Genomic DNA, 21371 nt, shown 5'->3' with positions numbered 1-21371 from the left:
TCAGCAGCTGTCGGTGCTGTGTCTGCCCTACGCGGTGGTCGCCGGGAGGGCGAGACCGGGGGCGCGGGGGCGGGTGCGGCCACGGGCGTCGGGGTCGCGTTGCGGCAGGAAGGCCGTACGGCGGGCCCGGTCGCGGATGGCCGTACGGACCCGGGTGGGCGGTACGGCGGGCGCGCAGCGCGAGGCGATGAGCGAGCAGGCGGCGAGAGCGGATCCGGCCGCGGCGGTCGCCGCGAGGGCGACGGCGGCGGAGAGGCTGCCGGCGTCGAGCAGCGCGACCTCGATGAGGAGCAGGAACAGTGCGGCGGCGGTACGCGGGTTCACCCGGACCGGACTCCAGCTCCGGATCATGCCCACACCCCCACTCCTGTTGTCCTGCCGTTCGTTATACAGGATGCCTCGGTTTCGGCTCAGCGGGGCCGCACCGACGTGAGCTTGCCCCAGACGACCAGGCGGTAACGGGACGTGTACTCCGGGGTGCAGGTGGTGAGGGTGAGGTAGTAGCCGGGGGTGCGGTAGCCGTACGCCGGTCTGACGGTGGAGCGGGGGACGGCCCTGATCGCGCCGTCGTCGCGGGCGGAGGTCTGGGGAAGCGTCCGGTCGACGGTGTACGAGTACACCGCGTCCGCCGTCTCGACCCGGACGGCGTCCCCGCGTCGCAGCCGGTTGATGTACCGGAAGGGTTCGCCGTGGGTGTTGCGGTGCCCGGCGAGGGCGAAGTTCCCGGCCTGGCCCGGCTGTTGGGTGCCCGGGTAGTGGCCGACGTATCCCTTGTTGAGGACGCGCGACTTGCTGACGCCCTCGGCGACGGGGACGCGGAGACCGAGGCGGGGGATGCTGAGGATGGCGTACGCCTGGGACCAACTGGGTGTGGATGAGCGGGAGTTGGTCTGGCTGGTGCTGTCGGTTCCGGTGCCGGAGCGGGTGGCGGAACCGGAGGAGCCGGAGGGGTCGGCCGAACCGGGGTCATCCGTGGCATCGGCGGGACCGGAGCCGCTCGCGGGGCTTTCCCACTCCCTCTCCAGGGCCCGTACCTCCCGCCGGGCGCCCTGTTCGGCCTGCCGGTTGGTCCACCACAGCTGGTGGACGACGAGGAGCGCGAGGACCGTGCCGAGGGTGACGAGGAGCTCGCCGCAGCTCCACATCACACGGCGGCGGAAGGCTCGCCGACGGAGCGTGCGGTGCCGTACGACTGGAGCCCGAGCCCGCATGCGTACGCCTCCTTCGCGCTCATGGGGACGCCGGGCCGCACGATAGGCCAGACCTCGCCAAGTAACCAGACCTGTCCGTCCCCTCCCTGTGAGCCCCCTTTGTCCAATGGTTTTAGAAAGCGCTGTCACAACTCTCGACAACCTCACCGACCACACCTGATGCTTCCTTCTGGCATGAACGGGGAAGGTCAGAATCCGGACGGAGAAGCCATGATCCGACGCAGATCCCTGCTGGCAGCGGCGGGGGGCACGGTCCTCGGTAGTGCCCTGGCCACGGGCACCGCACGGGCCGACGCGACCATCACCGTCAACCCCGCGACGAAGTACGGGACTTGGGAAGGCTGGGGCACCTCGCTCGCCTGGTGGGCGAACGTGTTCGGCGCCCGGGACGACTTCGCGGACCTCTTCTTCACCACCAAGTCGGTGACGTACAACGGGAAGTCGCTGCCCGGTCTGGGCCTGAACATCGCCCGCTACAACCTCGGCGCGTCCAGCTGGAACAGCGTGGGCGGCACGACCATGGTGGCGTCGGCGAACATCCCGGCGTTCAAGCAGATCGAGGGCTACTGGCAAGACTGGAACAACGAGGACCCCACGTCCTCGGCCTGGAACTGGTCGGCGGACGCGAAACAGCGGGCGGCGCTGACGAAGGCGGTGGCGCGCGGGGCGACGACCGAGTTGTTCGCCAACTCGCCCATGTGGTGGATGTGTGCGAACCACAACCCGTCGGGCGCCTCGGGCGGCGGCAACAACCTCCAGACCTGGAACTACCGCCAGCACGCCTCCCACCTGGCCGCCGTGGCCCTTTACGCGAAGAACAACTGGGGCGTGAACTTCGCGACGGTGGACCCGTTCAACGAGCCCTCGGCGAGCTGGTGGACGGCCACCGGTACGCAGGAGGGCTGCCACATGGACGCGTCGGTCCAGGCCGCCGTACTCCCGTACATGCGAAGCGAGTTGAACAGCCGAGGCCTGACGGGAGTGAAGATCTCGGCCTCGGACGAGACGAACATCGACACGGCCCGCTCGACCTGGGCGGCCTTCGGATCGTCGACGAAGGCCCTGGTGAACCAGGTGAACACGCACGGCTACCAGGGTTCGGGGGGCCGGCGCGACCTCCTCTACACGGACGTGGTGACGACGTCCGGCAAGAAGCTGTGGAACTCGGAGACGGGCGACAAGGACGGGACCGGCCTGACCCTGGCCTCGAACCTCCTCTACGACTTCCGCTGGCTGCACCCCACGGCCTGGGTCTACTGGCAGGTCATGGACCCGACGGCGGGCTGGGCGATGGTCGCCTACGACGCGAACACACTCCAGCCGACGACGGTCCAGACGAAGCACTACGTGATGGCCCAGTTCAGCCGCCACATCCGCCCCGGCATGACGATCCTCGACACGGGCGTCAGCTATGCGGTGGCGGCCTACGACGCGAGCGCGAAGCGCCTGGTGATCGTGGCCCTGAACACGTCCACGTCGGCCCAGACCTTGACCTTCAACCTCGGCAACTTCACCACGGTGACGGGCGGCTCGGGCGGTGTGGTCCCGCGCTGGAACACGGTGACGGGCGGCGGCGGAGACCTCTACACGGCCCGCTCGGACAGGTTCCTGAGCGGCAAGACGGTGGCGGTGCCGTTCGCGGCGGGGGCGGTGCAGACGTTGCAGGTGGACGGGGTGACCATCTGAGTCGCTGAGGAGGGGAGACGCCGGGCCGGGCGTCTCCCCTCCTCAGCGAACCCTGTCATGGACGCCACTCTTCAATGTCGGTCGTCGGCAGTACGGTGATCCCATGCGCCCCGACACGCCTGCGGAAAACGTCGACCACATCGCCGAAGCGGCCCGCCTGGAGCGGACCGCCGGCCTCTATCCCGAGGACGCCGAACACCTGCTCGTGCAGGCCTCGGCCCACTTGGAACTGGCCGGCGACCGCCCCGCCGCGACAGCCCTGTACGACCGTCTGCTCCAATCCCCCGGTTCCCTGGAGAACCCCCATCTCGTCCGCGCCCTCAAGGCGTCGAACCTGTGGGAGTACGGCCACGAGGCGGAGGCCCGAGCGATCATCGACGGCGTCCGCGCCGAGGCCCCGCGCGATCCGGCCCCCTGGGTGATCGTCGCGGAGTCCCTGGAATCGCACGACGAGCTGGAAGCGGCCCAGGAGACGTTCACGGAGGCGACCCGTCTGCTGGTCTCGGACGCGCAGGAACCCCCGTACTCCACCCACCCCTTGCTGTACGGCCGCCACCGCGTACGCCGGATGCTGGGCGTCGCCCACGACGAGTGGGACACCCTGGCGGACACGCTGCACTCGTCGCCGGTGTCGCTGGACGAGCTCCACGACCCCAAGAGGGTCTGGTCCCTCGGCTCGGACAACCCGGCGGAGCTGCAGGCGGAGATCTCCCGGCTGCGGGCGGAACTGGGCGCGTTCCGGGAGGCGCTGTCCCGCCCGTTCCCGGTGGCGGTACTGCACTGGCCGGCGGACGAACTGGCGGAGCTGGTGGCCGCGTATCCGGCCCTCGCGGACGAGTACCCCTCGCACGAGGAGCACCTCGCGACGATAGAGGCGTCACTGCGGGAGCTGGCGGCTTCGGGCACGGCGAACCTGGGGATCGTCACGGGAACGGTGCCTTCCTACGAGGCCTTCGCGGCGTCGGAGCAGGCCTCGCCCGGGGAGGTCGCGTTGCTCCCGCAGTACGCGACGACCCTGGCGGCACGGGGGTTGGCGGTGGCCTGGCCTCCGCAGCGGGGGGTGGCTTGCTGGTGCGGGTCGGGGACGGCGTACGAGGGATGCCACGGGCGGGTGGGAGTGTAGGGGTCTTTCGGGGCTCCCCCAAAGAGACCGGCGTCGTCGCCCGTGACCTGGGCGCCTTCCTGCGGCCGCGACCTGGCGCAGAAACGGACGACCGTGGTTCCGCCCGGCCGGTGAGGGGGTGGAACCACGGTCGTCGAGGTCGGGCTGGTGTTACGGGGCCGTGTTGTAGCGCTCGATCAGGTGGCTGCGGCCGAAGGTCCAGTTGCCCGCGGCGGCTTCCCAGCTGCCCACGGGTGCGTTGAGCCTGCCGTTGCCCTGGGCGGTCCAGGTGAACATCTTCACCCGGCCGTCGCTGTAGCCGTACATGGCGCCGAAGTCGTCCTTGCCGTCGCCGTTGTAGTCGCCGGTGACGAACTTCAGGCTCGCACGCGTCATGTTGCCGGCCGGGGTGGACCAGGCTTGGACGGGCTTGCCGAACGTGCCGTCGGCCGCGGCGGAGGCGACATGGATGGCATCGTGGCCGTCGGCGTAGTCGTACCAGGCGGCCACGTCGTCGCGGCCGTCGCCGTCGAAGTCGCCCGCGAACACCGACGTACGGTCCGCGGAGCCCCAGGTGTCGCTCTCCCAGGAGCCGACCGGGGCGTTGAAGCCACCGTCGGCAGTGGCCGTGAACGTCCACAGCTTCGCGCGGGTGTCGCCGTACCCGTACCAGACGGCGAGGTCGTCACGGCCGTCGCCGTTGAAGTCGCCCACCGCCGGCTTGCCGTTCGTCTGGGTCCAGTTCCCCGCGGGGGTCGTCCAGGACGTGAACGGGTTGCTGAAGCCGCCGTTGGAGTTCGCCGTGAACGTCCACAGGGTGTCGTGGCCGTCGGCGTAGTCGTACCAGACGGCGAGGTCGTCACGGCCGTCGCCGTCGAAGTCACCGCTGGTGAGGTCCATGCGGGCGAAGGTCCAGCCGGACGTCACCGCCCAGGAGGAGAAGGGCGCCTGGAAGGTGCCGTCACCCTTGCCGAGCCAGGTGAACATCTTCACCCGGCCGTCGGTGTAGTCGTAGGCGGCGGCCAGGTCGGCGATGCCGTCGCCGTTGTAGTCGCCGGTGGTGCGCTTCATCTGACCCGCCGTCCAGGTGCCGGCGGGACTGGTCCAGGCGGTGAAGGGGGCCTTCAGCCTGCCGTCGGGCTCGGCGAGGATGGTGAACACCGAGTCGTGGCCGTCGCCGTAGTCGTACCAGCTGGCCATGTCGCCGCGGCCGTCGCCGTCGTAGTCGTGGCGGAGGGTGCTGCCGCTGGCCCACCGGGACGCGCCCTGGGCGTTGCGGATGACGAGGTTGCCGCGGTCCTGGAGGACGAGTTCGCCGCCCGGGGCGGTGGTCCTGGACTCCCACAGCACGGTGCTGCCGTTGGTCCCGATCACGGCGAGGTTGCCGTTGCCGTCGAAGCGGGCGGTGGCACCCGCGTTGCCGGCGGTGCCGGTGGACCACACGATCGTGCCCGCGTTGGAGCGGACGGCGAGGTTGCCGTCGGCCCCCATGGTGAGGCGGGCGGAGTTGGAGACGAGGCTGTCGCCGGGCCGCAGGACGGTGCCCGCGGCGAGCCGGCCGCCGCTGACGGTGTTGTCGAGGCGGGTCGCGACAGCGCCGGTGCGGGTCTCGTCGGAGCCGAAGCAACCAGCTTGCCAGGAGCGGCTGTTGAGGGCGACCAGTTCCGGGGTGCCGTTGTTGACGCGGATGACCGGGCCGCCCGCGTCGCCCTTGCAGACGGCGGCGGAAGCGGTCTTCGGCGCCAGGTTCAGGGTGGTGGTGTCGGAGGCTCCGACGGTGAAGTCACCGGTGTGGAGCTGGAGGGGCACCCACTCGTCCTTGGTGCGGCCCCACCCGGCGGCGGTCAGGGTCTCACCGGCTACGGGAGCCGTGGTGGCGAGCTTGACCGGGGTGATGCCCGTGGTGGGGGTGGCCAGGCGCGCCAGGACCAGGTCGCGGCCCTCACGGGGCACCAGTTCGACGACCTCGCGGACCTGCCCGGCGTTGGTGGCCAGGTCGCTGGTCCCGATGGTGGCAACGGTCTTCAGCGCGGGCCTGCCCGCCGGCACCGACTCCGTGACCGGGTCGGCGACGAAGCAACTGGCGGCGGTGGCGATCCAGCCCGGCGCCACCAGCGCACCGGAGCACGCGCGCTGACCGTCTCCCACGTTCAGACGCGCGGTGAAGGAATAGGTGCTGCCGGAGGCCGCGGGACCGGCTAAGGCCTGCGCCGGGGCGGCGGCAAGCGTGCTCGCCGCGACGGCGGTGATGAGTGCGCCGCTCGTGAGAGCCACGCGGGTGCGTCTGTTGGACACGTTGGCGTTCCTCGTTCCTCGTTCTGTTCGTCAGGTTCTGTGGTGTGACCTGGGTCGTGCGCGGGGAACGGTCAGCCGGTGATGCGGAGTTCGAGGAGCACGGTGGGGGGCTCGTTGACGCCTTCACCGACACCCTTGAAGTCGTTCTTGGGCACGTTGACGGTCTTGCTCACGCCCTCGGCGGTCAGTTCGGCGCGGACCGGGTGGGACTCGGTCTGGATCGCGAAGACATCGGCGAGTTCGAGGGTGAGATAGCCGGTGCTGGAGGTGACCTTGAAGCAGAACTCGCCGGCGCCTACGCGGGTGAGGACCTTGAGCTGGTCGGCGGCGTCGTCGCAGGCGGCGAGGGTGATGCGGCCGTCGCCGCGCTTCAGGGTGATGCCCTGCTCGGCGAGGATCTTGTCGGCGTCCGGGTAGCCGAAGTCCTCGACGGCGTACGGCGGCACGTCGGCGGCCGCGTTCTCGGTGTCCGCGTCAGTGCCGGTGCCGGTATTGGCGACCGCGAAAGCGGAGGCTCCGACGATCGCTGCCGCGGTGATTCCGGAAAGCAGGAATTTACGGGCGTGGGTTTTCAACAGAGAGTTCCTTCCAGGAGGTAAACGGAACGGATCCGGAAGGGAAGATTCAACATGTCGACCCTCACCGAATCTGCCGCCCCGTCGAAATCGCGCACGTCAAGATAGCAAGCGTTCGTTGCAAGTGCACCGGTGTTCCGACGGATTTCCGCGTATGCTCGCCGGGCCGAAATCCGTTACCTGGCAAGCCGGTTGGCGCCAGACCGAGAAATGGATCCTGGTTACTTTGAGACAAAAATTAAGGGCCTGCGCTGATGCAACCAGCCAAAGAAGGTCCGCAAACAGAGTGAAGCGATCAATGCGGGCGATGCGGGCAATCTGCCTTGCTCTCCTGATCTCCCTCGTGGCCGGAATCCTCGGCTCCGCACCGGCTGTTGCCCTCGAAGACCCCGTATACAACGAGGATCTGAGCGACTCGCACATCCCGGCCACGGACCGCGGCAAGGTCCTGACGGCGTGGAAGGCGGGTGGTCCGGGCGTCAAGGCGGCCGCCGAGGCGGCCCTGTTGGGGACGGACGCGGACGTACGCGAATTCCTCGACACCGAGCAGGCGGTGGCCGAGCTCAGTGACGACCGAGTGGCCACGGTGCAGGTCTTCTCGGCCGGCGGCCGTGGCGTGCGCGAGGCCGCACAGCTGGCCCTCGCCGGTACGCCGGCACAGCTCGACACGTTCCTGAAGACCGGCTGGCAGGCGCCGCTGGAACAGGACCAGCGGGTCCGTGCCGCCCAGATCGTCAGCGCCGGCGGCCCCGAGGTCAAGGAGGTCGGCCGGGCGGCACTGAGCGGCACCGCCGCCGACGTCCAGAACTTCATCGTCGACAGCCAGTACGCGGCCCGGGAGAACGACGAACGGGTCCAGGTCGTCCAGATCCTGAGCACGGGCGGCACGGCCACCAAGGAGGCGGCGCAGGCCGCCCTCGACGGCACGCCCGAGGACGTGACGGAGTTCCTGGAGGTGGGTCAGCACATCGCGCGGGCCCGCGACCAGGAACAGGCCACCATCGAGGAACTCGTCGCCCTCGTACAGGAGGCCGGCCGCCAGGCCCGGGTGGAGACCGAGGCCGCCAAGGAGGCGTCGGCCCGCGCGATCGCCGCCACCCGGCTCGCCAAGGAGGCCGCCCAGAAGGCAGCCGCCGAGACCGAGGCCGCCAAGGACGACGCGACCAGGGCGTCCAATGCCGCCGGACGCGCGGCCGACGCCGCCGAGGGCGCGGCCAAGGCCGCGCAGGAGGCGATCAGCGCGTCCCACGCCGCCAACGCCTCGGCCCGGATCGCCGCGAACGCCGCCGCGCAGGCCGCGTCCGCAGCCGCAGGCGCCGCCCAGGCCGCGTCCCGCGCCCGCAGCGCGGCCGCCGACGCGGCGACCGACGCGACCAAAGCCTCCGCGGCGCGCAAGGCCGCAGAGGGTGCGCGTGCCGCCGCCGCGGGCGCCAGGAAGGCGGCCGAGGCCGCCAACTTCGCCGGTGACGCGGCCGACGAAGCGGGCAAGGCCGCCCTGGCCGCCGCCGGCGCGGGCACCAACGCGGACCTGGCCGCGGCCGCCGCACAGGAGGCCAGCGGTCACGCCAACGTGTCCAGCGCCCAGGCCGCGCGGGCCAGGGCCGCGGCCGCGGAGGCCCGCAGGCACGCGGCCGAGGCCACGCGGGCCGCGAACAAGGCGGTGGCGCTGGCCGCCAAGGCCGCCAAGGCGGCGCGCGAGGCCCGCGACGCCGCCAACTCCGCCGCCGTCCACGCCGAGAAAGCCGCTGCCGCCGCCGACGAGGCCGCCGAGCACGCCGGTGACGCGGCCAAGGCCGCGGCCGAGTCGACCAAGCACGCTGCGGCGGCCAAGACGGCGGCCGACACCGCGACCGCCGCGGTCGTCCAGGCCAGGACCACCTTCGACCTGGCCCGTGAGGTCGAGGCCGAGGAGCTGGCCGACCGCAGGTACACCGAGGTCGAGCAGGCCAAGGCCTACAAGATCGCGGACAGCGAGCGTGAGGCGCGGAAACAGAAGGACAGTGAGGCAGCCAAGGCCGCCGACGCGGAGGCAGTGCGCCTCGCGGCGGAGGTGACCCGCCCGGGCGCCGATCTCGCCGTCGCCGCCGTACAGGCCCGCAAGGTCGCGCTGCACGTCGCGAGGACCCGCGGCCCCTGGAGCGTCACCACGGCCGAGGCCGCTCTCGCGGGCTCGGACGCGCTGGTCGTCGAGTACATCAGGGCCGGCTGGAAGGAGGCGGGCGAGCGGGACGAGTACGCCCGCGTCGTCAACCTGGCCTGGGAATCGGAGTACACGGCCGTCCGTACGGCCGCGGAGTCCGCGCTCAACGGAAACACCGCGCAGATCAGCGCCTTCGTCACGACCGGGCAGCACAACGCGGCGAAGAACGACTACCGCGTCGAAACGACCCAGCTCATGGCGAACGCCGGTGCCGCGGTGCGGAAGGCCGGCCAGGAGGCGCTCGACTCCGGCACACCGGACCGCATGAGGGCGTTCATCCACTCCGGCTACTTCACGGCCCGTACGAGCGACGAGCGGGTCAGTGCCGTCCAGTTGAGGAGCACCGGCGGCCCCGAGCTCAAGGCGGCGGCCGACGTCGCCCTTGCCGGACCGCCTCAGGTGCTGCACCAGTTCATCGAGGTCGAGCGGTTCCGGGCGGTACGCAAGGACCGGCTCACCGCCACTCACGTCTCGCGGATCCTGGGCCTGATCTCCGGAGCGGCATCGATCGCCTCGAAGGCGCAGCAGGACGCCGCGCTGGCCGCCAAGGTGGCGGCCGAGGCCCGTAAGGCGGCGGCCGAGGCGGAGCAGTACCGCCAGCAGGCCGCGGCGTCCGCGACCCAGGCGGGCGAGTACGCCAAGCAGGCCGACGCCCACGCCGACGCCGCCGAGAAGTCCGCGGCCGAGGCGGCTGCCTCGGCCAGGTCGGCGCGTGCCGCCGAGGCCAGCGCGAAGAGCGCCGCGCAGGACGCCGACCTGTCGGCGTCCCGCGCGGAGTCATCCGCCGCGCAGGCGCAGCGCTCGGCGAGCGATGCCTGGGCGGCGGCCGACGCCGCGTACGCCTCGTCCATCGCCGCCGGCAAGGACGCCGACGCAGCCAGCAAGGCCGCCGACGAAGCCGGGGACATCGCCTTCCGGAAGCTGCAGGAGGAGATCAGGGCGCACTTCGCTGACCTGGCCGCCAAGGCCGAGGAAAAGCAGGCCCTCGCGGACGACAAGGCGCTCGAGGAGTACCTGAACCAGCTTGAGGAGGTCGACTGGGGCAAGGTCCTATCCGAGGGCGGCCACTTCAGCCTCGACATCCTCGGCCTGATCCCCGGCTTCGGCGAGGCTGCCGACGGCGCCAACTGCGCCTGGTACGCCGGCGAGGGTGCGCTGGTCGACGCGGGCCTGTCCTGCGCCGGCATGGTGCCGTTCGCGGGCTGGGGCGCCGCCGGCGTCAAGTTCGGCAAGTGGGGCACCAAGGCGGACGGTTTCTTCAAGAAACTGTTCGGCAAGGTCCCGGACTTCCCGGTGTGTGTCAGGCGCCTGACGCGGACGGCCCTGGGGGCGACGGCATTCCCCTGCCCGACCAACTTCGCGAACTTCGGCAATGACGTACTCCAGTCACCGGCAGGCCTGATCTACACCAGGAGGAGCGACACGGAGCACTACATCGATCACGTCATGGCCCACACCAGGCCCAACCCCGGCAAGCCCCTGCACGGCGTCTTCAAGCAGAAGAACCAGGAAGAGCTCCTGGCCCTGATCGACGAGGCCTGGGAAAGGGGCGGCACCATCGTGCCCACGAACAACAGCAACAAGGTCACCCGGGTCGACTACGACGAGGCCATCGGCGACAACGGGGAGAAGTACATGTGCATCGTCACCAGTGTCGTCAAGAAGAAGGACAGGGTGCGCACCGTGTTCCCGTCCTCCGATCCCACCTGCCCGAGAAACTAGATTCCGGGACGGCAGGGGCGAGTCCACGCTCCTGACCTGCTGAGGGTGGTGGCCCCGGGCTCCGGGTCCACCACCCTTCCCGTAGGACAACCGACAACCGACAGCAGACAGCAGACAGCAGACAACCGATGGAAGGGCACGACATGCTCCCGCTGGACCGGATCCGGGCGCTCCTGCTGGAGCACGACGATCCCCGCCACCTCGAACGCCCCGCGGACTTCGACCTGGTGACCTCGCGGAACTGCTTCGCCGGGCTGGTGAGCTCCCTTGAGGAACGTTTCGGGCCGTCCTGCTCAAGCGGCCTGGGCCAGGACGCCAGTTTCTACGGTGTCATCGACGTCCCGGCGGACACGACGGGCCTCGGCCGTCCCCTGCACGTCATGATGAGCAACTTCGGCGGCTATTTCGTCACCGCGCGGGTGGTGGCCGGTGAGGGTTTCCCGGACGGCGAGGCGGGCCTGGCCGAGGAATTGGTGACGTGGTTCGACGGCGTCTGTACGGAGCTGAGGTGCACCTTCGTCCCGTCGGAGCTGCTCCGTGAGCCGTACGACGGGCCGTCGGTCCTGCCGGCGGCAGGGGACGTGGAACTGGCGGCGGTGCTCGTGGCCGCGGGCGTGGCCGAGGACGAGGAGGACGACGAGGAGCTGGGAAAGTCGGACTGGAACGACCGGTACTTCGACTACATGTGAGGCTCTCGACGCCCTGGCCGAGGAGACCACCGCCGAGCGCCACACGATCTACGGCGTCGGGTAGGCGGGGTGTCGGCAGCCAGGGCCTGGGGTTTCACCCGGCGTTCGACTGGTCCGGCGCCGCCGGCCTCATCGCGTCCGAGACGGTCTTTACTCCGCCGTGCGCGGTGAGGCCTCCGTCCACGGGGATCTCCGCTCCGGTGATGAAGGAGGACGCGTCGGAGAGGAGGAAGACGACGAGGGGCGCGATGTCGTCGACGGTGCCGCTGCGACCGAGCGGTGTCTCACGGAACATCGCCTCCCGGAAGGCCGGGGTGGCGGCCGCGGTCATCTCGGTCTCGATGTAGCCGGGGTGCACCGTGTTCACGCGGATACCCCGCGGCCCCAACTCGGTTGCCGCGATCTTCGACACCCCGCGCAAGGCCCACTTACTGGCCGTGTACGCCACCGGGTAGTACGCGGTGAGCGCCGCGGACGACCCGACGTTCACGATCGACGAGCCCGGCGGCATCAGCGGCGCGAGGTGCTGGATGCCGAGCAGTGGCCCGGTGGTGTTCACCGACTGCACGTACGCGAAGTCCTCCGGGCGTACGTCGCCGAGTCGGTCCCGCTGGATGACGCCGGCGTTGTTGACGAGCCCGTGGACATGCCCGTACGCCTCGCGGAGTTCGGCGGCCAGGGTGGACCAGTCGGCCTCGTTGGCGACGTCCAGCTTCCTGCAGTCCCCAACTCCGTCCGGGCGTACGTCGGTTGCGATCACGGTGGCTCCGGCGCGGGCCAGGGCCTCGGCTTCGGCGGCGCCCTGGCCTCGGGCGGCGCCGGTTATGACGACGACCTTGCCGGTGAGGGGGTGGAGGTGAGGGTGGGGGGCGTCCGCGTGGTGGGGGGACTGGTCGCTTTGGGGGGTGGGGGTCATGGCGGACAAGGTAGCGGCCGTGAGTAAGAGGGAGACCGGGTAGGGGCGGTCTGCGTCCGGCCCGGTGGACTCGCTTTGTACCTCGGCCGGGATCGTACGGCGAGACATGAACATCCGGACGTCGCCTGTCGGTTCGGTATGGGTGCGGGTGGTGGCGAGGCTGTCGGTGATGGCCGCGCAGAGCCGAGGCCGGTGATCTCTCCTCCGTACGCAGTACGAGTGAATGAGCCGATTGTTCACTTCGGGGCAGGTGGCGAGTCTCCTACGGTCTCTGAATGGATCTGAGGGCTGCAGGAAAGACCCTGCGGGCGGGGACCCATGGAAAGGCGCACCTGATGTCGGGGTCGGGGAAGTCGCCGGACGTGCTCAGGGTCCGGGCAGGCCACTGCCGTCGGACCTGGGCGTGGGCCTGGGGTGCGGTGGGCGTGGCCTGCCTCGCGGGAACAGCGCTGGCTTTCAGCGCGCCGTGGGTGTCTGGGAGCGTGGCGGCGCGGATGGTGGCTTTCGGGCCGTCCATGGGCTGCTGGGGGTTGACGGCCTCCCTGGTGCTCCGTGCGTGGGGGACGAGCGGACGGGTGCGGACGCGGCTGCTGTTGTTGGGGGGTTCGGCGGTAGCCGGGGGTGTGTTCCGGGGCGCGGTCAACGTGCTGTCGGCTCACCCTCCTGGTTCGGGACGGGACGAGCGATCGCTGCTCGGTTCGGTGGTGGTCACCGGAGTAACGCTGGCGGTTGGCCTGGGGATGGCCGGTCTGGTGGTCGCGGCCGATGCGGGCAAAGGGCGGCGCGTGTTGCTGCGGCGCGTGCTTGACGGGGTCGTCACAGCCGGAGCCGTGTTCATGACGGGATGGGTACTGCTGCGGGGGGCCGGTGACGGCTGGCGGCTGGGGGCGGTCGGTGCCCTCTGGACCGCGGAGGTCGTGTTCCTCAGTTTTCTGTTCGCCCTGTGCCGTCTCGTACGGAGCGACCAGAGAGTCACCTTGTGGGTGGGGATCGTCGGGCTGTCGCTCATGCTGATCGGCGACACCCTGCGCGTGTGGACGGTCGGCCCGCACAGCCCTGAGGCGATGTCCTGTCAGCTGGCCGACATGTGCAATACCGCGGGCCTGCTGGTGGTCGCTGTCGGCCCTTGGGTGCCCGGCGGGGCGAGCATCCTGGGCACTGCTCAGCCGACGTTGCGATGGGGGATGGAGGGTGCGGCGGCGTTCATTCCCCTGACGGTCTGCACGGTCACGGCGCTGGGATATGTGATGGCTCCTCCTGCCCGTGACCCGGTGCCGCTGTTGGTCGGTGGGGCGGCGCTGTTGAGCCTCTGGGCACGCCAGACGTTCTTGCCGACCGAGAACACCAGAAACGACGACTGAGCCAGCGGCCGGGAGTAAGAGGGGGGCGGGTGGGGGCAGTTGGTGGGGGCGGACACCGACGGCCCCTTCGGCGCCATTATTTCTTGGCGTTCAATCCAGCGGCATTACCGGCGAGACTTCCCATTACCGTTCTGGTGGCTACGCAATGGGGCGCCCGGCCGTCCCGGGTTGGTCCGACTGGTCGGATCTTCCGGTGGGTCGCGCCGGGACGTTCCGGGCGGCGGCAGAGCCGAGGTTATGAATGCTCACCCGACCATCCATGAGCATCAACCTCAGGAGCCACACGATGCGCCCCATCAGAGCAGCCTGTCTCGGCATGGCCACTGCGCTGGTCACCCTTCTCGCCTGCGCCCCTGTCGCGGCCTCCGCGACGGACACCGGTTCCGCCCACGACAAGGGCGGACACCGGGTCATCACACTCATCGGCCGGCTCGCGCAGCAGACGCGCTTCCCCGTCAACCCCGGCGGCGCCCCCGCCCAGGGCGATCGGACCGTCTTCCGCTCGGTCCTCTCCGACGAGGACGGCAACGAGGTCGGCGAAACCGGCGGCACCTGCGACACCACCCGGGTCGACAACGGCGGAGCGGAGATGTGCGTCGTGACCTACAGCCTCCCGGGCGGCCAGCTCGAGGTGCAGGGGATGGTCTTCGGCATTCTCAACCCGGGCCCTCCCCCCTCGTTCGACAACGGGATCACCGGCGGCACCGGGGAATACGACCGGGCTCGTGGCTCGGTCCACGCCGACACGATCGCTCCGGGCACGAGGCGCTTCACGATCGACCTGAAAAACTGACCGATCCTGCCCCCGCCCGGTGAGAAGGCCGGCCCGTCCACCGCACGGCCCACCGGCTCGATCGGTCCAACTGGCGACGCCGCCACCTGGCTCGACCCCAGGCCATCCGCTATCAGCGACAGGCCGCCCAGACGTGACGATCACGATCTGCAGCTGGAGTATCCACGTCCTCGCGCGGACGCCAGGGAGCAGGTAACCCGCCAATAGGCCCGCCAATAGGTTCAGTTCCGAAGGCGGGAGTCCGGTGGCCCCGAGAAGTTCTCGGGGCCACCGGACTCCCGGCCTGCACGAGCTTCATCGTCCCGTCGACGCCCGGTCCGCCACGCCTTCGCGCTACGCGGCTACCGGTGGTGGCCATCGGCTCGATGCCGGTGCCCCTTCCGCCCCCGCCCATGCCTACGCTGCAACGGTGACGGCTGACCTGTCTCACTTGACCTGCGCAGCGGAAGCCTGCGGGCTACGCGTCGCCGGGGCGGTGAGCGCGCCAGAGGCGTCTGAGCGCTTCGAGTTCGCTTCGAGGGAAGTGATCGCCCCATTCGCCTTGGTAGCCGCTCTCGCCGTACGTCCGATCCACCTCGTCGAAGCAGCGGATCACGGCTCGGGCCAGCGCGTCGATGCCGAGCCGACCCGACCAGATCTCGGTGCCGTCGTTGTCGTGGTCGCGGCCGTGGCGCAGTTCCAGCAGACGGACCCGGACGTCATCGGCCTGACGCTGGAAGATCCAACGGTAGGCGGTGGGTTCGGCCTCGAACTGCGCGCGAGTCTCCGCTTCCCCGTAGAAGAGTCGAGCCACGGCAGTCAGCAGATCCTCTGGCGCGTTGGTGATGTAGGACGCGCTGAGCTCGGCTTTCGCCTGGTGATCCTCAATGGTGCAGGTGGCCCACCCGCATGCGTCGAGTACCCAGGTCATACGCGTACCGGTCGTCACGGCCGCTCCTCACCGAGGAAACGGCGGACGTCAGCCGCGAGCGAAGTCATCTGCTCACCGGCTTCCAGCCAAGTGGTCACGGAGGCAGCCCAGCCGCCCGAGGCTGCCGGCCAGGGGCACAGTGTCCACGTCAGCCCGACGTAACCGCCCGTCCGGAAGACGGCCGACACCGCGAGGTCCGTGTCGTCGCTCCCCCAACTCCGCTCGCCGTTCCACCCTCGGAAGTCCGACGCCAGCGCTTCCAGGAACAGAGCGAGACCACTCCCCCAGGCCCAGGCCACTACGTCGTCGACGCGAGCGGTCAGGCCAGGAGCCCGCAGTTCGACGGCGAAATACACGGCGTCTTCGTCGAGGCTGTGGCTGTACCGCTCGCACAACTCCACGCCGACAGACGAGTTGTCGTGGCAGCGGATGACCACGCCGGGCTCGTTGTCGGTGCCGTCGTCGGGGGAACTCATGAGCGGAACGCTAAGCCAGCGGCCTGTTCGACGTCATTCGGATTCGCTGCCAGTGAGGTGAGGAACGGCAATCCTGGCGGTGCGAGCCAGGCAGCGAGGCGTGCTCCGCACGGATGCGATATCTACGGCGCGGGTGCAAAGTGAGTTATGGGCTTGAGGATCCCATTTGTGGACGGCGGCAGCAGTAACCCGTCCACCGGGATACGTGAACACTCCGCCGTGCACTCTCTCGTACAAAAGCACGGATTCCCCTTCCCCTTCCCCATCGGCGATGGCTGGTGGGGGTACCGCCGACCGATTACCGAGGCAACAGAAGGGATCCCTTATGGCTGTCACCACGACCGACCACTGGGTCAAGCACAAGTCGACCGTTCCCGCCACAGAGAACGAACAGGTCGAGCTCTTCGTGCGCGAACGTGACGGCACGCCTCCCGGTTCGCCCACGAACCGCAAGGCGGTCCTCATGCTGCACGGCAGGAGCGTTCCCGTGCTGGCCGGCTTCGATCTCCAGCACACCTCGTACGGATGGGCCGAGGCGCTGGCAAAGGCCGGTTACGACGTCTTCATGATGGACCTCACGGGCTCGGGCCGGTCGCCGCGTCCCCGGATGGAAGACCCGTGCAACGTGAACCCCAACCAGCAGGTCGAGGTCATGCCCCCGCTGTACGGACCACGCCCACCGAGTTACCCCTACGTACTGACCAACTCCCAGAGCGACCAGGACGAGCTCAGCACCGTCGTCGAGTACATCCGGAGCACGCGCAACGTCTCGAAGGTCGCCTTCATCGGCTGGTCGGCGGCCGCGTTCGCGATGGGACCGTACGCGATCAAGAATCCGGGGAAGGTGGAGAGCCTGTTCCTGCTCGCGCCGATCTTCCCGCCCCTGGGCCCCTCGAACCCGCCGACCCTGCCGGCGCCCGGCTTTCCCACCCACGTGCTCACGCGCAAGAGCTTGGACGAAAGCTGGAAGGCTCAGGTGCACTGCACGAACCAGCGCGAAGCCGACATACTCGACGTCGTGTGGAGCGCCCTCATGGACAACGACCCGATCGGCCGCACCTGGGGAAAGGTCCAGCCGAACGGAAAGCCCGCGGGCGTCAACCGCTTCCGGAACTTCGTCACTTGGGGCTGGAACAAAACCACTGCGGGGCAGGACGGCATCCTCGGCGGCGGTGTGCCCGTACTGATCGTGCACGGCGAGTTCGACACGACGGCCAACACGACACCGCCCAACCCCAACCCCGCGCTCGACTTCCACGTCCCCGCGCTCTATGACGCCATCACGGGGCTTAACAGGATCCTGGTCACGGTGAAGTGCGCCGGCCACTCGATGCCCTGGGAAGGGCAGCACAAGAACCTGCACAACCTGTCGAAGCACTGGCTCAAGCAACTCAAGGTCGAGGGCAAGACCAAGGGCCGCTTCGTCATGGCCGAGGACGGCGTCATCACCCAGGCTCCATAGGCCTGCGGCAACAGCCCGCCCGGGCGCGGGGCCTGTCGCTGCTCGCCGTCAATCAGTCCCCGCGTCAGCAGCATCGCGCTTGTTCGCCCAGTCCTTCGCTGGTGTCCGATCGCGAGAAGAGGCCGGTGAGGCCGGTGAGGCCGGTGAGGCCGGTGAGGCCGGTCCGGAGTGCAGGCTCCGGACCGGCCGCGCGGGTGTGTGGGGCGTCAACCAGCGGTGGGTACGGGGTCACGGTCCGATCCGGCCGCCGACTTCGGATCGGCCGCTTCGAGCGCTTCGGGCACCTCGGCCGCCTCGGCCGCCTCGGCCTCTTCGAGCTTCGCGCTGGGTGCGGGGTCGGCCGGCGGCTGTGGATCACCCTGCGGCTCATGGGTGCGGTCGGTCTCGGAGGCGGCGGCATACGGGATCTCGCCACGCAGGACGGCCCTGGCACGGTCCTCGTCGAGCTGCCCCTCCCACTTGGCCACCGCCAGGGTGGCGACGCCGTTGCCCACGACGCTGGTCAGGGCGCGGGCCTCGGACATGAAGCGGTCGATGCCGAAGATGAGGGCCAGGGCGGCGACGGGGACGTGCGGAACGGCGCTGAGAGTGGCGGCCAGGGCGATGAAGCCGGAGCCGGTGACACCAGCGGCGCCCTTGGAGGTGAGCAGCATGACGGCGAGCATCGACAGTTGCTGGGTGAGGCTGAGGTCGATGCCGAGTGCCTGGGCGAGGAAGACCGAGCCCATGGTCAGGTAGATCGCGGTGCCGTCGAGGTTGAAGGAGTATCCGGCGGGCAGTGTGATGCCCACGACTGGCTTGGAGGCGCCGGCGTGCTCCAGTTTGGCCATCATGCGCGGCAGCACCGGCTCGCTGGACGAGGTGCCGAGGACGATCAGCAGCTCCTCCTTGATGTAGCGGAGGAAGGGCAGCAGACGCAGGCCGTTGAGGCGCATGACCCCGCCGAGGACGACCAGGACGAAGAACAGGGCGGTGAGCCAGAAGGAGCCGACCAGCAGAAAGAGGTGACGCAGGGTGTCCAGACCGTAGTTGCCGATGGTGAAGGCCATGGAACCGAAGGCGCCGATCGGGGCCAGCCGCATGATCCAGCGGATGAGCGTGAACAGGACCTTGGACAGCTTCTCGACGCTCTGGGTGATCCCCGCACCCGCCTCGCCGGCGGCGTTCAGGCCGAAGCCGAACAGGACCGAGACCAGCAGCACCGGCAGGATCTCGTGGCCGGTCAGCGCGCTCGGCAGGGTGTCCGGAATGGTGGACAGGATGAAGGCGGCGACACTCTCGTGGCTCTGGGTCGCCTCCGGCGGCAGGCCTTCGGTGGAGAGGGTGGAGGGATCGACGTGCAGTCCGCTGCCGGGCTGGACGATGTTGACGACGACCAGGCCGATCACCATGGCGACGGTGGTCAGGACCTCGAAGTAGATCAGCGCCTTGAGACTGACCCGGCCCACGGCACGCGCGCTGCCCATGGAGGCGATGCCGTGCACGACGGTACAGAAGATGACCGGCGCGATCATCATGCGTACGAGCGCGATGAAGCCGTCGCCCAAGGGTTTCAGCTCGGCTCCGAACGACGGCCACAGCCAGCCGACGGCAGCTCCGGCTAGGACACCGATCAGGCACTGGACGTACAGCAGGGACAGCAGTCGGCGGATGCGGCCGGGTGGAGCGGTGACGGTGCCCGGGGCGGCGGCGTCGTTGCGGCTCATGCGGGGCGTCCTTCCAGGACGGGAACGAGGAGTTCGGCTCGGGCGATGCGGCGGGCGGCGCGGTGCAACAGCACCGTGGGGGACGTACCGTCCGCCGCGGGTACGGCTTGGGCGGTGATGACTCCGGCGGGGGTGCCCAGGCGCAGCGTGCCGTCGGCGGTCTGCCGGGCGACGCGGTGGGCGAGGGTGCCGGGGGTGGCGGCTGCGGTGGCCAGCGCGACGGCCGAGGTGAGACCGATCGCCGGGTGCGGGGCGTGCATGGAGACCATGCGGACGGCCAGGTCGTACTCGTCCGGTGCGACCGGGGTGCCGTCGGTGGTGCGGTAGGCGGCGGGGCGGGCGACGACGCCGACCTTCGGCACGGCGTGGCTGACGGGATCGTCCTCCTTGACCAGCCCCATGGCCAGGGCGGCCTGCCGGCGCAGCACGGTGAGCGCGGGCACCGCCGCGGCGAACTCCGTCAGGGACTCGGTGCCCTGGAGGCCGAACGCCTTGGCCTCGAACAGCGCGGCCGGGGCTCCGGCGTCGACCAGAGACGCCTCGATCCGGCCGGCCGGGCCGGTCAGGGTGTCCACGGCGCGGCCCGTCGGCAGGGCGCGGCCCGTGGTCGAACCCGCCGGGTCCTCGAAGCCGAGCAGGACCGGCACACCGAGCGCGGCGGTACCGGGCACCGCGGCTGTGCCCTCGTCAGGGGCCGTACGGCCAGGGGTGGGGATGGCGCCGGTCAGGCGGGCTCCGGTGTTGACGTTGCGCATCCGCACCCTGGTGGTCTCCGAAGTGATCGGCACCAGGCCGTTGTGTACGGCGTACAGGGCGACGGCGGTGGCGCAGTTGCCGCAGTTGCTGGCCCACTCCACGCGCTCGTCACCGATGCCGACCTGCGCGAAGGCGTACTCGACGTCGACGCCCGGCTCGGCCGAGGCCCGGACGATCGCGGCCTTGGAAGTGGTCGAGGAGGCACCGCCGACGCCGTCGATCTGGCGGGGGTCGGCGGCGTTGTAGGCGGCGAGCAACAGGGTGTCGGCGTCCACGCCGGTCGCCACCACGTCGTGGTGGTCGAAGATCCAGCACTTGCTGGTCCCGCCGCGGATCATCTCGCCCTGCAGACGCAACACAACAGACTCCTCATGGAAGCCCCGACGGCACTTCCGTGCGGGATGCGATCCACAGTGGAGGCGGAGAGCGTGAAGTACAATCTCGGAAATCTGCACGGGTATTAAGTTGAAATTAACGCTGGAGGTGACGTGATGCTCGACGTCCGGCGCATCCTGCTCTTCACCCAGGTCGCCCGCCGGGGCTCGGTCACCGCGACCGCACGGGCCCTCAACTACACGCCGTCAGCGGTGTCCCAGCAGGTCAGCCGCCTGGAGGCGGAGGCAGGACAGCCCCTGCTGGAGCGCCATGCGCGGGGGGTCACACTCACCGACGCGGGCCGCGCCCTGGCCGAACGCGGGGCGCGGATCGAGCGCGAGCTGACGGCCGCGGAGAACGAGCTCGCCGACTTCGCGGGACTGCGCGCGGGCACCCTCCGGGTCGGCACCTTCCCCACCGTCGGCGCCTCCCTCCTCCCGCGAGCCGTGATCGCCTTCCGCGAAGCGCATCCGGACGTACGGCTGGCGGTGCGCAGCGCCCGTATCGCTGGCCTGTGGGCGTTGCTGGAGAACCGGGAGATCGAGATGTCCCTGATGTGGGACTACGACTGGAACCGCATCGACCGCGAGGACATCGTCGTCACGTCACTCGTCGACGACCCCCCGGCGCTCCTCGTCAGCAACGACCACCCGCTCGCCGGCCGCCCCTTGGCCGCCCTCGCCGACTTCGCGAACGACCCCTGGATCACCCGCGCCGAGAACCACCCGGTGGCCGAGGCTCTCGCCCGCAGCTGCCACGCGGCCGGTTTCGAGCCGCAGATCGCCTACGAGGCCCACGACTACCAGGAGGCCCAGGCCATGGTCGCCGCCGGCATCGGCGTCGCCCTCGCCCCCACCCTCGCCCTGGAAGGCATCCGAGGCGGCGTCAGCATCCTGCCGCTACAACCCCCGGCCCCGGTACGCCGCATTCTCCTCGTCCGCATGAACGACCATGTGCTTACCCCGGCCGCCTTGGCTTTTGCGGGGTTCTTGCGCGATAGCGCGGGGGTGGGGGCGGGGTCCTGAGATGGCGGGTTGTACGTCTGGCGGGGCGACGGCTTGCCTGCCGACCTCTTCGCCGAGATAACCGTGATCAATAAGAGGCGTGAGGCGGACTGCGATGCGCTCTCACCTCCT

17 protein-coding genes are annotated in these 21371 nt (G+C 69.9%); 8 read left to right on the top strand and 9 right to left on the bottom strand.

Annotated elements, in window-relative coordinates:
• Window positions 1–27 precede the first annotated feature (27 nt).
• Entirely contained in the window at window positions 28–351 is a 324-nt protein-coding gene (locus OG734_RS30940) for a DUF6412 domain-containing protein (protein WP_330290724.1), read from the bottom strand.
• Window positions 352–410: 59 nt separating this feature from the next.
• Window positions 411–1211: a class E sortase gene (locus OG734_RS30935; protein ID WP_330290723.1), complete on the bottom strand. Its 801-nt coding sequence runs from the start codon at window positions 1209–1211 to the stop codon at window positions 411–413.
• A gap of 210 nt (window positions 1212–1421) precedes the next feature.
• On the opposite strand from OG734_RS30935, the gene OG734_RS30930 reads away from it, so the two are divergent.
• Entirely contained in the window at window positions 1422–2897 is a 1476-nt protein-coding gene (locus OG734_RS30930) for a beta-1,6-galactanase (protein WP_330290722.1), read from the top strand.
• A 103-nt stretch (window positions 2898–3000) separates the two neighbouring features.
• Complete coding sequence (locus tag OG734_RS30925; protein WP_330290721.1) at window positions 3001–4020, top strand: SEC-C domain-containing protein; 1020 nt, start codon at window positions 3001–3003, stop codon at window positions 4018–4020.
• Between the two features lie 150 nt (window positions 4021–4170).
• Here the strand turns inward: OG734_RS30925 and OG734_RS30920 are convergent, their stop codons facing one another.
• Together OG734_RS30920 and OG734_RS30915 are read right to left on the bottom strand one after the other, a co-directional pair.
• Complete coding sequence (locus OG734_RS30920; protein WP_330290720.1) at window positions 4171–6294, bottom strand: FG-GAP-like repeat-containing protein; 2124 nt, start codon at window positions 6292–6294, stop codon at window positions 4171–4173.
• 71 nt (window positions 6295–6365) lie between these two features.
• Window positions 6366–6869: a hypothetical protein gene (locus OG734_RS30915; RefSeq protein WP_330290719.1), complete on the bottom strand. Its 504-nt coding sequence runs from the start codon at window positions 6867–6869 to the stop codon at window positions 6366–6368.
• A 307-nt stretch (window positions 6870–7176) separates the two neighbouring features.
• Between OG734_RS30915 and OG734_RS30910 the strand changes: the two genes are divergently transcribed.
• Both OG734_RS30910 and OG734_RS30905 read left to right on the top strand, forming a co-directional pair.
• On the top strand, window positions 7177–10791 hold the full coding sequence (locus OG734_RS30910) for an ALF repeat-containing protein (protein ID WP_330290718.1): 3615 nt from the start codon (window positions 7177–7179) through the stop codon (window positions 10789–10791).
• Between the two features lie 128 nt (window positions 10792–10919).
• Window positions 10920–11480: a hypothetical protein gene (locus OG734_RS30905; RefSeq protein ID WP_330290717.1), complete on the top strand. Its 561-nt coding sequence runs from the start codon at window positions 10920–10922 to the stop codon at window positions 11478–11480.
• Window positions 11481–11574: 94 nt separating this feature from the next.
• Here the strand turns inward: OG734_RS30905 and OG734_RS30900 are convergent, their stop codons facing one another.
• A complete protein-coding gene (locus tag OG734_RS30900) occupies window positions 11575–12396 on the bottom strand; it encodes an SDR family NAD(P)-dependent oxidoreductase (RefSeq protein ID WP_330290716.1) in 822 nt (273 codons plus the stop codon).
• Window positions 12397–13097: 701 nt separating this feature from the next.
• Between OG734_RS30900 and OG734_RS30895 the strand changes: the two genes are divergently transcribed.
• Both OG734_RS30895 and OG734_RS30890 read left to right on the top strand, forming a co-directional pair.
• Complete coding sequence (locus OG734_RS30895; protein WP_330290715.1) at window positions 13098–13757, top strand: hypothetical protein; 660 nt, start codon at window positions 13098–13100, stop codon at window positions 13755–13757.
• A 286-nt stretch (window positions 13758–14043) separates the two neighbouring features.
• The gene (locus OG734_RS30890) at window positions 14044–14550 is read left to right on the top strand and encodes an allene oxide cyclase barrel-like domain-containing protein (RefSeq protein ID WP_330290714.1); all 507 of its coding nucleotides are present in this window, start codon (window positions 14044–14046) and stop codon (window positions 14548–14550) included.
• A gap of 457 nt (window positions 14551–15007) precedes the next feature.
• Here OG734_RS30890 and OG734_RS30885 read toward each other — a convergent pair whose 3' ends face one another.
• Window positions 15008–15478: a hypothetical protein gene (locus tag OG734_RS30885; RefSeq protein WP_330290713.1), complete on the bottom strand. Its 471-nt coding sequence runs from the start codon at window positions 15476–15478 to the stop codon at window positions 15008–15010.
• Window positions 15475–15936, bottom strand: coding sequence for a DUF6228 family protein (locus OG734_RS30880; protein WP_330290712.1), 462 nt, complete (start codon window positions 15934–15936; stop codon window positions 15475–15477). Before OG734_RS30880 ends, OG734_RS30885 begins: the two co-directional genes overlap by 4 nt.
• Window positions 15937–16261: 325 nt before the next feature.
• Here OG734_RS30880 and OG734_RS30875 point away from each other — a divergent pair, with 325 nt between their 5' ends.
• Entirely contained in the window at window positions 16262–17398 is a 1137-nt protein-coding gene (locus OG734_RS30875; RefSeq protein ID WP_330290711.1) for an alpha/beta fold hydrolase, read from the top strand.
• Window positions 17399–17604: 206 nt separating this feature from the next.
• Here OG734_RS30875 and dctA read toward each other — a convergent pair whose 3' ends face one another.
• Together dctA and OG734_RS30865 are read right to left on the bottom strand one after the other, a co-directional pair.
• Window positions 17605–19104 (bottom strand): C4-dicarboxylate transporter DctA, encoded by a 1500-nt coding sequence (gene dctA / locus OG734_RS30870; RefSeq protein ID WP_330290710.1) that lies wholly within the window; start codon window positions 19102–19104, stop codon window positions 17605–17607.
• Window positions 19101–20219, bottom strand: coding sequence for a PrpF domain-containing protein (locus tag OG734_RS30865; protein ID WP_330290709.1), 1119 nt, complete (start codon window positions 20217–20219; stop codon window positions 19101–19103). The genes dctA and OG734_RS30865 overlap by 4 nt, the downstream gene beginning before the upstream one ends.
• A gap of 132 nt (window positions 20220–20351) precedes the next feature.
• Between OG734_RS30865 and OG734_RS30860 the strand changes: the two genes are divergently transcribed.
• Entirely contained in the window at window positions 20352–21260 is a 909-nt protein-coding gene (locus OG734_RS30860; protein ID WP_330293850.1) for a LysR family transcriptional regulator, read from the top strand.
• Window positions 21261–21371: the final 111 nt, after the last annotated feature.

It is taken from the genome of Streptomyces sp. NBC_00576 (genome assembly GCF_036345175.1).
Classification (GTDB): domain Bacteria; phylum Actinomycetota; class Actinomycetes; order Streptomycetales; family Streptomycetaceae; genus Streptomyces.
This window is presented reverse-complemented; position numbering and strand designations above follow the sequence as displayed.

Bases quoted from the DNA above. Each gene is read 5' to 3' on its own strand.
- OG734_RS30905 (WP_330290717.1), top strand. From the start codon at position 10,920: ATGGAAGGGCACGACATGCTCCCGCTGGACCGGATCCGGGCGCTCCTG.
- OG734_RS30890 (WP_330290714.1), top strand. From the start codon at position 14,044: ATGCGCCCCATCAGAGCAGCCTGTCTCGGCATGGCCACTGCGCTGGTC.
- OG734_RS30930 (WP_330290722.1), top strand. From the start codon at position 1,422: ATGATCCGACGCAGATCCCTGCTGGCAGCGGCGGGGGGCACGGTCCTC.
- OG734_RS30940 (WP_330290724.1), bottom strand. From the start codon at position 351: ATGATCCGGAGCTGGAGTCCGGTCCGGGTGAACCCGCGTACCGCCGCC.
- OG734_RS30875 (WP_330290711.1), top strand. From the start codon at position 16,262: ATGGCTGTCACCACGACCGACCACTGGGTCAAGCACAAGTCGACCGTT.
- OG734_RS30900 (WP_330290716.1), bottom strand. From the start codon at position 12,396: ATGACCCCCACCCCCCAAAGCGACCAGTCCCCCCACCACGCGGACGCC.
- OG734_RS30860 (WP_330293850.1), top strand. From the start codon at position 20,352: ATGCTCGACGTCCGGCGCATCCTGCTCTTCACCCAGGTCGCCCGCCGG.
- OG734_RS30925 (WP_330290721.1), top strand. From the start codon at position 3,001: ATGCGCCCCGACACGCCTGCGGAAAACGTCGACCACATCGCCGAAGCG.
- dctA (WP_330290710.1), bottom strand. From the start codon at position 19,104: ATGAGCCGCAACGACGCCGCCGCCCCGGGCACCGTCACCGCTCCACCC.
- OG734_RS30935 (WP_330290723.1), bottom strand. From the start codon at position 1,211: ATGCGGGCTCGGGCTCCAGTCGTACGGCACCGCACGCTCCGTCGGCGA.
- OG734_RS30910 (WP_330290718.1), top strand. From the start codon at position 7,177: ATGCGGGCAATCTGCCTTGCTCTCCTGATCTCCCTCGTGGCCGGAATC.
- OG734_RS30880 (WP_330290712.1), bottom strand. From the start codon at position 15,936: ATGAGTTCCCCCGACGACGGCACCGACAACGAGCCCGGCGTGGTCATC.